The sequence below is a fragment of the Cupriavidus sp. FW306-1B-F12B genome, assembly GCF_058781795.1.
The window spans coordinates 345,719-361,437 of record NZ_JBYSXC010000004.1; the positions used below are offsets into that span (position 1 = coordinate 345,719).

Annotated in this window: 9 protein-coding genes; all 9 read left to right on the forward strand. The window is 66.4% G+C overall.

The window, feature by feature from the left end; translation table 11 throughout:
- The first annotated feature begins 140 nt into the window (after positions 1–140).
- The 9 genes from AC3WLE_RS09760 to AC3WLE_RS09800 all read left to right on the forward strand — a co-directional run bounded on the left by AC3WLE_RS09760 (position 141) and on the right by AC3WLE_RS09800 (position 15,704).
- A complete protein-coding gene (locus AC3WLE_RS09760; RefSeq protein ID WP_492351607.1) occupies positions 141–863 on the forward strand; it encodes a response regulator transcription factor in 723 nt (240 codons plus the stop codon).
- Positions 860–2,308, forward strand: coding sequence for a sensor histidine kinase (locus tag AC3WLE_RS09765; RefSeq protein WP_492317271.1), 1,449 nt, complete (start codon positions 860–862; stop codon positions 2,306–2,308). The genes AC3WLE_RS09760 and AC3WLE_RS09765 overlap by 4 nt, the downstream gene beginning before the upstream one ends.
- 417 nt (positions 2,309–2,725) lie before the next feature.
- Positions 2,726–3,274 carry a fimbrial protein gene (locus AC3WLE_RS09770; RefSeq protein ID WP_492317272.1) on the forward strand — a complete coding sequence of 183 codons (549 nt, stop codon included), beginning with the start codon at positions 2,726–2,728 and terminating at the stop codon, positions 3,272–3,274.
- 102 nt (positions 3,275–3,376) lie between these two features.
- Positions 3,377–4,147 (forward strand): fimbrial chaperone, encoded by a 771-nt coding sequence (locus AC3WLE_RS09775; protein ID WP_492317273.1) that lies wholly within the window; start codon positions 3,377–3,379, stop codon positions 4,145–4,147.
- A gap of 116 nt (positions 4,148–4,263) precedes the next feature.
- Complete coding sequence (locus AC3WLE_RS09780; RefSeq protein WP_492317274.1) at positions 4,264–6,828, forward strand: fimbria/pilus outer membrane usher protein; 2,565 nt, start codon at positions 4,264–4,266, stop codon at positions 6,826–6,828.
- Between the two features lie 466 nt (positions 6,829–7,294).
- Positions 7,295–10,624: a hybrid sensor histidine kinase/response regulator gene (locus AC3WLE_RS09785; RefSeq protein ID WP_492356047.1), complete on the forward strand. Its 3,330-nt coding sequence runs from the start codon at positions 7,295–7,297 to the stop codon at positions 10,622–10,624.
- Positions 10,625–10,760: 136 nt separating this feature from the next.
- Positions 10,761–11,402, forward strand: coding sequence for a response regulator (locus AC3WLE_RS09790; protein WP_492317276.1), 642 nt, complete (start codon positions 10,761–10,763; stop codon positions 11,400–11,402).
- A 279-nt stretch (positions 11,403–11,681) separates the two neighbouring features.
- A complete protein-coding gene (locus AC3WLE_RS09795) occupies positions 11,682–12,293 on the forward strand; it encodes a LuxR C-terminal-related transcriptional regulator (RefSeq protein WP_492317277.1) in 612 nt (203 codons plus the stop codon).
- 90 nt (positions 12,294–12,383) lie between these two features.
- A complete protein-coding gene (locus AC3WLE_RS09800; protein ID WP_492351603.1) occupies positions 12,384–15,704 on the forward strand; it encodes a hybrid sensor histidine kinase/response regulator in 3,321 nt (1,106 codons plus the stop codon).
- The last annotated feature ends 15 nt before the right edge of the window (positions 15,705–15,719 follow it).

Sequence of the window (15,719 nt, forward strand, 5' to 3'; positions counted from 1 at the left end):
AATAACAATCATTCTCATATTAAAATTCGAAATGAAGGTGCCTACCAGTCACTTTGGATAGCTTTTGTTTTCTTGACGTTTCTTGACGGAACCGGGGACCGGCGGCCACGTCCACGCCCGCAAGGCTCCCGGCAAGCTGCATGCTGATGTACTTCCACACGCCGCTCGCGCGCGTGCTGCTGATCGACGACGACCTGGAACTGGCGCAGATGCTGCGCGAGTACCTGGAGCCCGATCACTGCACCGTCACGCTGGCGCACACCCGCCAGCAGGGCGAGACCCTGCTGGCCCGCAACGACTACGACGTCGCCCTGCTGGACCTGATGCTCCCTGACGGCAACGGCCTGGACCTGCTCCGGCTGCATCGCGCGCGCTCGCAGCGCCCGGTGATCATGTTCACCGCGCACGGCGATGAAACCGACCGCGTGCTGGGGCTGGAACTGGGCGCCGACGACTACCTGAGCAAGCCGTTCAGCCCGCGCGAGCTCAAGGCGCGCATGCATGCGGTGCTGCGCCGTTTCCACGGCGCCGCGCCTGCCGCGCCTGCACAGGCCTCGTGGCTGGAGGCTGGCGCGCTGCGCCTGAACCTGGCATCCGGCCTGGCCATCCACGGCAACGCCGAGGCGCCGCTGACCGGGGCCGAGCAGCGCGTGCTGGAAATCCTGATGCGGGCGCCGGGCCGGGTGGTCGCGCGCGCCGAGATCGGCCGGTTCGCGCTGGGCCGCGTGCCGGAACGCTACGACCGCAGCCTCGACACGCATATCAGCGCGCTGCGCCGCAAGCTGGCGCTGGACGGCATCACTTCGCCGCTGCTGATCCGCAACCTGCGCGGGCAGGGTTATATGCTGGTGCAGGCGCCGTGAACTGGCGCCGCCGCGTGCGCGCGCTGTTTCCGCTGCCGCTGTTCTGGCGCAACTTCCTGACCTTCTGGCTGGGCATGGCCGCGATCGTTGGCATCGGCATGGCGCTGACGGCCGCGGTGGCCTGGTACCGCTTCGACACGCTCGATGGCCTGAGCCCCGCGGCGCTGACCGAGGATGCGCTCGAGGTCGCCCAGACCCAGGGGCGCCCCGGACTCGAGCGCTGGCTGCGGGCGATGGATTCGCACGCCTCGGCGCTGGACATCTACATTGTCGACGACACGCTGCAGGAACTGCTGGGCCGCCCGTTGCCGGCGCGGCTGCGCAACCGCCTGGCCGACCGGCTGGTGCCGATGTGGCGCGCGGGGTTGATCGGCCATGCTGTCGCGCATGAGCCCAGGCCCGGCGCGCGCGTGTCATGGTGGGACCCGCAACCCATCGCGCTGCCGGAAGGCGGCGAGCTCCTGATGCTGTTCCTGCCGTTCGATTCGTCGCGCTGGGAGGTGCTGCACCTGTCGCCCGTGGTGCTCGCGCTCGGCCTGTGCGCGCTGGGCCTGTCGGCGCCCCTGTGCTGGGCGCTGACGCGGCATGTAACCGGCCCCGTGCGGCGCCTGCGCGAAGCCACGCATGCGCTTGCCGACGGCGAGCTGGCCACGCGCACGCCGCCCGTGCTGGCCCGCCGCGCCGACGAGCTGGGTCTGCTCGCGCGCGATTTCGATGCCATGGCCGATCGCCTGCAGCGCCTGATGGACTGGCGCGAGCAGCTATTGCGCAATATTGCGCATGAACTGCGGTCGCCGCTGGGGCGGCTGCGCCTGTCGCTGGAGCTGGCGCGGCGGCGCGACGCCACGCTCGACCTGCAGTTCGCGCGCATCGAGCGCGAGGCGGAGCGGCTCGATGCGCTGGTCGAACGCACGCTGCAGCTGGCGCGGCTGCATGCGAAGGCACCAGTGCGCGGCCCGATCGATCTGGCGGAACTGGTCGACGTCATCGTCACCGATGCCCGCTTCGAAGCCGCGGCCCGGGGCGTGGCGATCCGCTGGACTCCCCCGGATGCACTGATCGTCGAGGCCGATGCCGCGGGGCTGGGCAGCGCCATCGAGAACATCCTGCGCAATGCGATCCGGTACACCGATCCCGCTGCGCCCGTGACCGTGACGCTGCAGGCTGATGAGACGGCGATCCGGCTCGATATCGTCGACGGCGGGCCCGGCGTGCCGCAAGACGCGCTGGCGAGCCTGTTCGAGCCCTTCTACCGCGTGCGCAGCGGTCCGGGGCATCCGACCGGGGCGGGACTGGGGCTCAGCATTGCGCAAGCGGGCATTGCCGCGCATGGCGGCACGGTGTCGGCGCGCAATGTGGCGCCGCGCGGGCTGGCGCTGCAGGTCTGCCTGCCGCGCAGGACGTGTGGCGGCGCTGTTGGCGTGGCCGAGACCCAGACAAATTAGGGGCGACGGATGCTGCGGAGATGGCCTTTGCGCCATGCAGCCGCTGCAAGTGGCGTGTACCCTTTGGCCAGATGCTGCGCTTCAAGGCGGCTGCCATGATGCAGATCGATCCGGCGCCTGTCCCTTCACCGTCCAAGCTTTTCGCAGGCACATTTGCCCTGCGCCGGCAAGCCGGACATATGCGCCATGACGCATAAGAACCACGGCGACGCCTCTTCGCAGCAAGGGAAAAAATTCCGAGCACGATCTAAGGCTTGCCTGATTGGTGGCATTAAGTGCCATACATATAGTTCAGCTGTCCCCGGGGCAACCGGCAACTGCAGCGCAAATCTGGCGGTTCAATGGCGGCACGGGGCAGGGCGGGATCCGTTGGATCCGAAAGCCATCTACCTATCAACATATTTGAATCACCCCAACATGACCCATACCAAGCTCCTCGCTGCTCTGATCATCGCCGGTACCGCCATGGGCGCGCAGTTTGCACACGCTGCCGACGGCCAGATCACCTTCAACGGCCAGATCACCGCACAGACCTGCACGATCAACGGCAACGGCACGGGCAGCAAGAACTTTACCGTGACACTGCCGACCGTTTCGGCCTCCACCCTGGCCCAGGCTGGTGACACCGCTGGCCAGACGCCGTTCTATATCGCCCTGACCAACTGCACGCCAGACACAGGCAATGTGCATACCTTCTTCGAGGCAGGCCCGACCACCGACACCACCACCGGCAACCTGATCGTGGCCGCCGGCGGCGCCACCAACGTGCAGATCCGCCTGCTGAACGGCGGCACCAATAACAGCCCGATCAAGGCCGGCTTTACCGATGCGTCGCAGAATTCCGGCGTCGTCGCCATCAACAGCGGCTCGGCCACGCTGCCGTACTACGCACAGTACTACGCAACTGGCGCAGCAACGGCCGGTGCCGCCAACTCGACCGTGATGTACTCGATCGCTTACCAGTAAGCCCTGGCACCACGGGGCGCGGAGCGTGTTACCGGCGCGCTCCGCGCCTTCGGAACATGGAAGTGTGTGCCGCTTCACCCGGTCAAGTCCGCCGCAACCATCATGAAAACGTCCATCAAGTCCCTGATTTCCGCCGGCGTGATCGCGCTGGGGCTCATGAGCGCGCTGCACGCGCAAGCTTCCGTGGTCATAGCGGGGACGCGGGTCATCTACAACGCAAAAGACACCGAGACCACGATCAAGCTGACCAATGAAGGCCAGTCGCCGGCGTTGACGCAGGCGTGGATCGACAAGGGCGACCCGAGGGCTGCCCCATCATCCATCGAAGTCCCGTTCACCGTGACGCCGCCGGTTTCGCGCATCGACCCGAAGAAGGGCCAGACGCTGCGCATCCTCTACACCGGCGAGCCACTGCCGCAGGACCGCGAATCCGTGTTCTGGCTCAATGTGCTGGAGATCCCGCCAAAGCCCACCGCCGAAGAAGCTGATGTCAACAAGCTGCAGCTGGCTTTCCGCTCGCGCATCAAGCTGTTCTTCCGCCCCGCGGGCCTGAAGGGCAACGCCGACGACGCCCCTGGCAGCATCCGCTGGCGCGTTACCCAGGCAGGCGGCAAGCCGGCGCTTGAAGCGAGCAACCCCAGCAAGTATCACGTTTCTTTCGCCAAGCTCGAATTGGCTGGCGGCGGCAAGACCGCGAAGTTTGAAGAAGGCGGCATGATCGGCCCGGGCGAAACCAGGACGTTCCCGCTGACCGGCGATGTTGCGCAAGGCACCGAGGCCAAGGTTCGCTACAACGCCATCAATGACTACGGCGGCGCCGTAAGCGGCGAAGCCGCACTGGGCAGCAGCGCCGCCCAGGCCGCTTCGCGCTGACCACACGCCGGGCCGCGCCCGGCGTATTTCCAAGCTGATGTCTCCGATTGACGATGCCGCAACAAGCGGCAGGGGCAAGTCTTGCCCGCGCATGGCCAGAACTCCGGCATAAACCCATGAAAACCCAGAAGACCTCTTCCTTCCCGTCCCGGCTGCGTCCGGCCAGTGCGGTGGTGTTGTCCTTGTTCGCTGGCGTAGGCGCGTGGGCGGCGCCCACCGGCGCGCCGACGCTGGTGGCGGAAGTGGAATTCAACGACACCTTTCTGCAGCAGCCCGGCGGTGCCCGCATCGACGTGAGCCGCTTCAACAAGGGCAACGTGGCCTTGCCGGGCAACTATCGCGCAGAGCTGTACGTCAACGAAGTCTGGCTGGGCCGTGCCGAAGTGACGATGCGCCAGGTGGGCGAAGACAGCCGCAATGTGCAGCCGTGCTTTGACCGTGCCGCGATCCAGCGCGTGGGGGTGGACCTGACCAGGTTGGCACCGGAGACGTCGGCGCGGCTGGACACGGGCTGCGTATCGCTGCCCGACCTGATCCCCGATGCCACGGCCAGCTTCGACAACGGCGAGCAGCGCCTGGACGTCTCGGTGCCGCAGATTGCCATGTCGCGCTCGGCGCGCGGCTATGTCGATCCCAAGTACTGGGACGAAGGCGTGACCGCGGCGCGCCTGCAGTACAACGCCAACGTCTACCACTCCGATTCGAGCGGGATATCGACCACGCAGGGCTATGTCGGGGTGAACGCCGGACTCAACTTCGGTGGCTGGCGCTTCCGCCATCTGGGCAACCTGACGCACGGCGACGTCGAGGGCACGCGCTACCAGAGCGTGCAGACCAGCCTGCAGCGCTCGATTGCGCCGATCAGGAGCCAGCTGATCATCGGTGATGCCTTCACCGATGGCACCATGTTCGACAGTTTCGGCTTCCGTGGCGTGCAGATTGCCAGCGACGACCGGATGTACCCGGAATCTCAGCGCGGCTATGCGCCGGTGGTCCATGGCATTGCCAACAGCAACGCCCGCGTGCAGATCCGCCAGGGCGGCAACATCATCTACGAAACCACGGTGGCCCCCGGCGCATTCGAGATCAATGACCTGTATCCGACCGGCTACGGCGGCGATCTCGAGGTGGTGGTCACCGAGGCCGATGGCAGCGTGCATACCTCGCGCGTGCCCTACGCCGCAGCCGTCAATGCGCTGCGCCCGGGCGTCACGCGCTACAGCGTGACCGTCGGCCAGTACCGCAATACGTCGATCCAGAGCAAGCCGATGCTGATGCAGGCAACCGTGCAGCACGGCATCAGCAATATGGTGACCGGCTACGGCGGCGTCATCGCGGCGCAGGACTACACCGCGGTGATGGGCGGCGGGGCGCTGAACACGGACTTCGGTGCCTTCGGCGCCGACGTGACCCAGGCCTGGACCAACCTGCAGAATGCACCCAACCGGAGCGGCCAGAGCATGCGGCTGTCGTACAGCAAGCGGGTGGCACCGACCAATACGAACCTGACGGTGGCCGCCTACCGCTATTCCAGCAGCGGCTACCTGAGCATGACCGATGCCATGGCGCTGCGCGACCTGGACCAGCGCGGCCTGAGCCCTGGCATGTTCCTGGGCGGCATCCAGCGCGGACGCCTGCAGATGACCATCAACCAGATGCTGCCGCAAGGCTATGGTTCGTTCTACCTGTCCGGTTCCACCCAGAACTACTGGAACCGCGGCGGTTCCGATACCCAGTTCCAGGCGGGCTATAACAACAGCTACAAGCGCATCAACTATGGCGTCTCAGCGTCGCGCCAGTTCAACGTCGGCTCAGGCAAGTGGGACACCCGGGTGATGCTCAACGTGGGTATCCCGCTGGGCAAGGGCCAGCACGCGCCGTACTCGATGACCAGCCTGAGCCACGATTCCACCGGCGGCACGTCGCTGCAGGAAACAGTGACGGGCACCCTGGGCCAGGACAACGCCTTCACCTATGGCGTGAACGCCGGCTACACCGGTGGCCGCAACACCAGGGATGCTGCTTCTGTCGGCGCCAACGTCGGCTATGTGTCGCCGATGGCTACCATGACGGCCAGCGCCAGCACGGGCCGCAACTTCTCGCAGGCAGGCCTGGGCATCAGCGGCGGCATCGTGGCCTATGCGGGCGGCGTGGCGTTCACCCCGACGATGGGCGACACCATGGCCATCATCGAGGCCAAGGATGCCGCGGGCGCGCGCCTGGCCAACGGCAGCGGCCTGCGCGTGGACCCCTGGGGCCACGCCTTGGTGCCGACCCTGACGCCGTTCGCCACCAACCAGATCGAGATCGACCCGAAAGGGCTGCCGATGAGCGTGGAGCTGAAGACCACGCAGCAGAACGTGGCGCCGACCGCGGGTGCGATCGTGAAGATGAAGTTCGAGACGGACAACCCAGGGCGGGCGGCGATTCTGCGTGCCAATGGGCCGGATGGGAAGCCGCTGCCGTTTGGCGCGGAGGTGACGGGCGCGCAAGGGCAGAGCATTGGTACCGTCGCTCAGGGTGGTCGTGTCATTGCGCGCGGTCTCAAGGCAGATTCCGGCCAGTTGATGGTGAGCTGGGGCAAGGGCGCTGCACAGCGCTGCACTTTGGACTATGTCTTGCCGAAGGCTGGCAGCGAAGCGGGCACGACTTACCAGATCGTGGACGCGGGGTGCCGTTGATCGAGCCTGAAACAATCTTGTCCGACCGCCGGCTGCGTACCGACATTGCTCCCAATGACGTATTGACTCCCGGGCATGACAGCTTCGCATCAAATGGCGGGGACAGCGGCGATGACGTCCACCATGACCGGTCTGTGAAGCGGGGCGCCCGGAAAGACTCCGTCCGATCTTTTGCCGTGCGCAAGCACGCGCGGCAAGAAGCCTGGTGCTGCCGCCAGGCAGCACCAGCGTCACTCGCCATGTCCTGATTTGACATGCCCCGCTTATGCCGGGGCATATGCCCCCTGGCCAGCTTCGGCTCTGCCTCCCCGGCGCACGCCGGCCACCTGCATCCTGGGCATGGCGGCCCCGACGATCCGCAATGTTGATGCATAATCCGGAGGCATTGCCATATCCATCGTGGGCACTTGCTGATGCCCGGTGCCCGGACCGGCCTCAGGCAGGTTGCCGAGAAGGAGGGTCGCCAATGGTCAACTGGCTGTCTCGCGCGAACACGCAGGTGCACGGACGCCTGCTCACCGTTGTCGTTGCCCTGCTGATCGTCGTGATCAGCAGCTTCCTTGCCCTGTTCCTCGATAGCCTGTTTGAGCGCATCCTCTGGGAACAGGCGTCGGCCAACCGCCTGCATTTCGGCGCGGTTCTGGAGGTAAAGTCTACGCACGAGTATTTCATCCGGCGCATGGCAGAAATCTCCGGGCCGGAGTATCGGCTGGCGCGCAGCGACCGCCTGGCTGGCCAGCTCGAAGCCATGCTGACGGGCGTGCCTCCAGGCAGTGCCCGTACCGTCGAAGTGCCTGGCCTGACCAATCAGGCCACCATGCTGACGGGCGCGCCCGCGCCAGCGGCGGGGCGTCCCGACACGATTTCGCACATCGTTCGATTCGCCATCTTCGAGCGCGCATACTGGGGTAAGGCGCCGCAGGGGATGCGCTCGGTTTTCCTGTCTGCTGACGGGAGCCAGGCATTCGTGACACCGGCGCTTCCGGGTGCGCTGGCGTTGAGCGGGCCGCTGGTCGCTGATGTTGTCAGCAACTGGGCCAAAGCGCTGGCGAACCGGTCGCGCGAAGCGCAACCTGAGACGCCGGTCGCCTCACCGCTGTGGACCGGGCCATACCAGGGCACCATCGAGCGGGGCCCGATCCTGAGCTGCTTCCTGCCAGTCCGCGACGCCAGCGGAAATCTCGTGGCGTATGGCGCGACGGCCATTCCTGCACGCGCGCTGATGGACGACGTCAGCATCCCGGATGCCACGCACCCCGCGTCAGGCAGGCGGGCAATGTTCTTCGATGAGCAAGGGCGACTGCTGTACCAGGGCAGCGACGCCGGCTGGCTGCGCCCGCAAGCTCTGGGTGAGCGGGTGGCGCGTGAGTTGGGCAGCAGCCGGCAAAACGTCGCCTACTGGTTCGAGCAGGGCAGCCTGATGATTGGCCTCATGGCACGCGACCGTGGCTGGCGCGCGGCCTACGCTTATCCGCTGTCTCAGGCGCTGGCGGATCATGGCCCGGCGCTGGCGGCTGCGCTTCTGCTCTACGGCTTTGGTGTGCTCGCGGTGCTGACCGGTGCCGGCACGCTGCGGCGCCGGGTGTTGGTGCCGATGCAGCAAAACGCTGAACGGATCGAGGATAGCGAACGCTTCAACCGTACCGTGATGCAGGCCGCGCCGGTCGGCCTGCGGGTGGTGCGCACAGCCGATGCGCATGTACGGGTCGAGAACGCGCTGGCCGCGCAATGGCTGCCGCTCGACACGCGCACGGCGGGCCGGCCATGGCTGGACGAGATGCTGGCGCGGCGGGGTGACCAGCCCGCGCGGCTGGAGCTGCAGGTGCCATCCGACCACGGGGGGGCACGCGACTTGCTGGTTGTCGGCCGCCACACCCGCTTCGAGGGTGAAGACGTACTGCTGTGTGCGATCCATGATGTCACCGACGAACGCGAAGCGCACCGCGCGCTCTCGCGCGCACGCCAGCTGGCGGATGAGGCAAGCGCCGCCAAATCGCAGTTCCTGGCCGCCATGAGTCACGAAATCCGGACGCCGCTGTACGGGATGCTGGGCACGCTGGAGCTGCTGTCCCTGACAAAGCTGGCACACAGCCAGCGCGAGATGCTGTCGACCATCCAGTCCTCGTCGCAAGTCTTGCTGCAGATACTGGATGACCTGCTTGACTACTCCCGCGCGGAAGCCGGCCAGATCGAACTGGACGCCGTGCCGTTCGATCCGGTCGACCTGCTGGAATCGACGGTTCGCGCGCAGGCGCCGATCGCGCTGCAAAAAGGCATTGCGCTGCCGTTCTATCCACAGCCCGGCTTGCCTTGCCTGATCGGGGATCCGGTGCGGGTGCGCCAGATTATCGGCAACCTGCTCGCCAACGCGCTGAAATTCACGGCAGAGGGCCATGTCATCGTGCGCCTGCAGCGCGCGCCCCAGAGCGAAGCGCCCGATGCGGACGGCAGGATCGGCATCCGGCTTGAGGTGGCGGATACCGGGCCAGGCATTGCGCCAGAGGTCCAGGCGCGGCTGTTTGAGCCTTTCGTGCAGGCAGATGCTTCGACCGCAAGGCGCTTTGGCGGGTCGGGCCTGGGCTTGTCGATCTGCAGACGCCTGGCCGCCCTGATGGGCGGCAGTATTTCCGTGCAGAGCGAACCGGGCAAGGGCAGCGTCTTCCGAGTATTGCTGAGGTTGCCGGAAGCCGGGCCGCGCGAACAGGTGGAGCCGGTGTTGCCGCCGGTGGCCGTGCTGTCGGAAAATGACGAGATTCGCAACCATGCCATCGACAATCTGCGCGCCATGGGCTGCAGGGCGGTCGCTTGCCGTGGGCCGGCGCCGGAACCGGGGATGGTGTTGCTTGTTGCCACCCGCCACATCGAGGCCATTCCCGAAGGCTATGCCGGCTTGGTCTTTTTGCGCGCCGATGGCCCGGCGGAACCACAGCTGATCGCCGGCAGCTGGCTGGTCAATGCCTATCATCAGGCGGGCATCCTGCGGGCGTTTTGCAAGGCGGCCGGCATGACGCCGGTCAGTGCGCCGCCGCTGGCTGCGCCTGTCGACCCCACGCCGCAGCTTGGGCTGGAGATACTGGTGGTCGACGACCATCCCTACAACCGGCTGCTGATGCAGCAGCAGCTTGAGCGCCTTGGCTGCCGGCCGACGCTTGCGGCCAGTGGCGAAGAAGGGCTTGCCGTGTTGCGCCAGCACAAGTTTGACGTGATGCTGACGGATGTCCACATGCCCGGCATGGACGGCTACGAACTGAGCCGCAGGCTGCGCGCGCAGGGGGCAACGCTGCCCATCGTCGGGCTTACCGCGAGCATCGCGCAGGGTGAGGCCGAGCGCTGCCTGGAGGCCGGCATGAATCGCTACCTGTCCAAGCCGATCCTGCTGGGCGACCTGGCCGAGTGTCTGCGCGACGTGCTGCCGGCGCATGTGCCTGGCCTGGCACAAGGGGCCGCGGGCACGGCTGGCTCCGCCCGCGTGGAGGATAACGTTGCCAGCATGGCGTTGCTGGAGCGCACCATGCGCGAGGATTTCAAGCAACTATCCGCCGCGGCAGCCAGCGGGGAACTGAAGGCAATCCGCCATCATGCCCATCGTATGAGGGGGGCCATGGCGCATGCCGAAGATGGCGAGGAGATCGTCGAACTGTGCCGGGAACTGGAGCTGGATGCCGCCCAGGCGCTGGCAGCCGTGCAAGCCCATGTCGACAACCTGGCGTTGTATCTTGCCGCATACTTCGACGATCCTGAAAACCATGAGGGCAGCCAGCATGCGGCCCGACGCGATTGGCCGGATACTATTTAAGGAATGCCTTAATTTGGGTTTTTCGGAAGACTCCTAATATTCAGATCAGCGAAAATGACCGGCATTGAATGCCGGCACGGTTCGGCGGCGCACCGGTAGGCGGCCGCAGAGCCGATTAAAACAAGGGGGATCCTAAATGATCAAGGTAATCATCGCAGACGACCACCCCGTCGTGCTTGACGGGATGAGCCGGGTGCTGGCGAACGAAGTGGGCACGCAAATCGTCGGAAGTGCCGCAAATTCCACCCAATTGGTGGAGTTGCTTGAAAGCACGGATTGCGACGTTATCGTGACCGATTACTCCATGCCGGGCGGCCAGTTTGGCGACGGCCTGCCGATGCTGCAGATGCTGCGCCGCCGTTATCCCACCACCCGGATCGTGGTGATGACCATGCTGGATAATCCGGCGCTGATTCGCAATATCCAGAAGGTCGGCATTTCCGTGATCCTGAACAAGACCGATCCGGTCCAGGAGCTGGTGCCGGCGGTACGTGCCGCGTTCAGCGGGCTGAGCTACCAGCCGGCATCGGTGCGTGCGATCCTGGCCTCGGGTGGCCTGGATGAGCCGTCGCAGCGGCCGGTCCTGACGCGCCGCGAACTGGAAGTGATACGGCAGTGTGCAGCTGGTGTCCCGGTCATCGAGATTGCGCGCCAGGCCAACCGCAGCAGCAAGACCATCAGCGCGCAGAAGAGCATCGCCATGAAGAAGCTGGGCCTGACCAACGACTACGAACTCTACGAGTACGCCAGGACAAACGGCCTGCTGGGCGGCCCCTGATCCTGGCATCGTCCCCTCCCTTGCGGGCCGGTCCCCGGGCCGCGTCGCATTTCCCCTCCCTCCGCTGAACAGCACTCCTGACTGTGCCGATGCCGGCCGGCTCCTGCCGTGCGACGGCGAGTGCGCTATTCCTCCCCTCGGAAATATCCCCGCTTTTTTCAGGCTTGGCTGATTTCGAAAGCCAGGCGCATGGTTCATCCTGAACGCAGGAATGACAACGCTGGAGCCTAAGGCGCCATGGAAAAAATCCGGGTGATCATCGCGGACTCGCAACCTGTCATGCGTCGCTTGCTGGGCCGGCGGCTCGCGGCCAGCGCCTGCATCGAACTGGCCGGCGTGGTGGGCGACGAACCGAGCCTGGTGCAAGCGCTGCGGCAAGGCTCGTGTGATGTCGTGACACTGCGTTACCCGCTGTGGGACACCGAAGACCGCGAGCCTTCCGGCTATGCGCGAATTGGCACGCGGCTCGCCGAACTGGGCGGGCAGCGCGTGGTCGCGATCGCCAACGTCGCCGACCGCGCCACCGTACTGCAGTTGCTCAAGGACGGCTGCCGCAATGTCGTGACCGCCAGGGACGGCGTCGACGAGATCATGAAGGCGGTCTGGATGGCATACCTGGGGCTGGCTTCCGTATCGGAAATCGCTTGCACGCTGATCTGGGGCAGGTCCTGCAGCGGTCCGCCGGACGGCGATTGGGCGGAGTTGCTGACCAGGCGTGAAAGCGAAGTGCTGCGCCTCTACCTGTCGGGCATGTCCGTTACCGGGATCGCCTTGCGCACCGGCCGGACCGTCAAGACGATCAGTACGCAAAAGCAGAGCGTCATGCGCAAGATCGGCGCCGAGAACGACGTGGAGCTTGCCGCCTTTGCCATCCGGCGCGGCATGTTGTGAGGCCCGGCACGCCGCTTGCCGCAGCGTGCACTACGACCCATGCACTGGCCGGACGCTGCGGACAGTCTCGATGTTAAGACGAGGTATTCAATGAAACGGCTGATGTCGATCGACAGCAGCTCCGCGTTGCCGTTGAGCATTCGCCAGATCCGTTATCTGGTCTACCTGTTCTCGGCCTGCGTGCTGGGACTGACCGTACTGTCCTGGGGGGTGCTGCTGCGCTATCGCCTGCACGAGGCGGTCGAGCGTCAGGAGATGGTGCTGCAGTCGCAGTCCGAGCAATTGCAGGCAAAGCTGCATTGGGCCGAGGCGCTGACGGTGCGCGCGCAGGGATCGCTGACGCGGCTTTCCGATATCGGCCTGGCCGATGAACTGGCTGCCGTCAGCGATGAGCAATGGACCGACCGCCTGCGGCGCCGGGGCGACCGCCAGTACAGCCCGCTGCTGGTCCCGCCTGCCCCCGCCAGGGCGCCGGCCGCCAGGCTGAAAAGCCTGGCCGACATGATGACGTTCACTTTCCGCGTCAACAACCAGCAATACCGCGAGGTGCAGAACGCCTACCTGGTAGACCTGCAGGCCGACCAGCTCTATGTCATCCCGCGCCGGCTGGACCCGGCACGCGCGCTCATGCAGCGCGATGGCGTGCCCCGGACCTTCCTGCGCGAGACGCTCGCGCGCCTGCGCAATGACGCGCTGGTCGCACGCCTGCGCGCCCACCCGGGCCAGGCGGTGGTGCTGCCGCCGGCGCAGGACTGGGTCAGCGGCATGCGCACCGTGACCTTCGCCACCCTGGTGCAAGCCGGCGGCGAGCCGGCCGCGATCCTGGCCATGGAGTTCCCGCTGTCGCCGATGCTGCCGGACGGGCAGACCATCGATGGCGATTTCATGCTGGTGACCGATGGCGGCATGGTGCTGAGCGCGGACGGCATGCCGGCCGGCGCCCTCGGCCAGCCGGTCGCGGCATCGCTGGCAGCGCAGGGTGCGCACCCGGGCAGGGTGCGATCGGCGCTGGTATGGCAAGGGCTGCTGGATCATGTCGTCGTGCTGGAATACCAGCTTGACGCGTGGGGCTGGCGCACGGTCGGCGTGGTCGAACTGGGCCATGTATGGCACCAGTTCCGGAGGAACGCCTTGTGGATGCTGGGCCTGAGCGGCTCGCTGTCGATGCTGATCCTGGCGTGGATCTGGCTGATCGACCGCCGCATCATGCGCCCGGCGCAGCGCCAGTCCTTGCGCCTGCAGGAAAGCGATGCGCTCGGGCGCTTCGTGATTGAAGTGGCCGGGGTGGGCCTGATGATCGTCGAGCGCAGCACGCGGCAAGTGCTGCTGGCCAATACCGCCGCCAAGGCCATCATCGAGCAGGCCACTGCCGCCGGGCTGACGCAGCTGCAAGATGCCTGCGACGCGCGCCTGAGCGGCGGCCATGCCAATGCTGAAGGCCCGCCGCAGGTACTGCCCCGTTTCGAGGTGGACATGGCCGGACGCAACGGCGAGATGCGGTCCCTGGAGGTGCGGCTGGTAGAAATTACCTACGAAGGTCGTGCCGCCGTGCTGTACGCACTCAACGACGTCACCGAGGCGCGGCGCAGCGAAGCGCGCTTGCGCGAGGCGATCCGCGCGGCGGATACCGCCAACCATGCCAAATCGTCGTTCCTGGCCACCATGAGCCACGAAATCCGCACGCCGCTCAATGGCATGCTGGGCAGCATCGAGCTGCTCGGCATGACCCGGCTCGATTTGCGCCAGCGTGATCAGCTGGCGGTGATGCAGCACGCGTCGCAGTCGCTGATCTACATCATCAATGACGTGCTGGACTTCAGCAAGATCGAGGCCGGGCAGATGTCATTGCAGCTGCGACCGTGCCGCGTCGAGGAAGTCGTCGAGGAGGTGACCCGGCGCTTTGCCGCGGAAGCGGCGCGCAAGCAGCTGCGCCTGCTCTGCATCAATGATCCTTCGCTGGTAGAGCCGGTGATGGCTGACGTGGTCAAGCTCGAACAGATCCTGACCAACCTGGTCAGCAATGCGGTGAAATTCACCGAGCAAGGCAAGGTGATCGTCACGGCCATGCGCAAGGCGGGCGGCAGCGTGGAAATCCGCGTCATCGACACAGGCATCGGCATCGCCGGGCGAGACCAGATCCGGCTGTTCGAGCCTTTCGTCCAGGCCGAGCAGCCGGACACGCGCCACTACGGCGGCACTGGCCTTGGTTTGTCGATCTGCCGCCGGCTGGTCGAACTGATGTCTGGCGAGATACGGGTGGTCAGCGAGCCCGGCCTGGGCAGCTGCTTTACCGTCAGCCTGCCGCTGGCCAGCGCCGGTGCCGCGGCGTCGGCCGACGCCTGGCCGCGGACCGCGCTGCGTGGACTGACGGTCGGCCTCAATGTCACCTTGCGCGAGCTCTACCAGGGCGTGGAGCAGTTGCTGCAGTTCTATGGCGCACGGGCGGTCAAGTATGACCCCGCCGCGCCGCCGGCCACGCCGGTCGATGTCCTGGTGTGCGACGAGCAGGCCATGCCGCGCTGCAATGACGCCGATGTGGTGGTGTCGGCCATGGCGCCGGCAGTGCCGGACCTGACGCAGACGCCGGTGGTGGCATCGCCCTATGCATGGCGCGGCTTGCTCGCGGCGATCGCGGCAGCGGCAGGCGTGGAGGTGACGGAAACGCAGGCGCCGCTGTCGGCGCGCGAGCATGCGCCTGCCGCGCAGCTGGCGCTGCTGCTGGTGGAAGACCATCCGATCAACCAGGTGGTGATGCGGGAGCAGCTTGAAAATCTGGGGCATAAGGTCGATCTGGCCAGTGACGGGCCCGAGGCCCTGTTGATGGCATCGGGCCGGCACTACGACCTGGTCCTGACCGATCTGCAGATGCCTGGCATGGACGGCTTCACGCTGGCGCGGCGCCTGCGCGATGCCGGCCTGGCCACGCCGATCGTTGCCGTCACCGCCAGCGTGGGGCCCGATGTGGCCGAGCGATGCCAGCAGGCCGGCATCGACCGATGCCTGACCAAGCCGGTGGGGCTGGGCACGCTGCGCTTACTGCTGGAAGACCTGTCCGGCGCCCATATGGCCGCGCGGGCAACGCCGGGCCAGCATGCAGGCGGCGACACACTGCTGCATGCCGACGCGCTGCGGCGCGACCAGCGCGCACTGGCCGAGGCGCTGCTGGCGGGCGACGCCGAAGCGTTTGCCCAACGGTTGCACGGCTTGGCCGGGGCGCTGTCGGTAATGGGCCATGCGCTGCAGAGCCAGGCGTGCCGCTGGCTGGAGCAGGCGGTCCGGCGCTCGGGGCTGGTTGCCATTGGTCCGGACTGGCAGGTTTTCCATGCTGAACTGGAACAGCTGGCAGACGGGCTGGAGTCGCAAGGCGGCACGCAGGGTGCCAACTACACGGCCGATTTAAGGCATGCCTGATGGAGCGGTCACGCG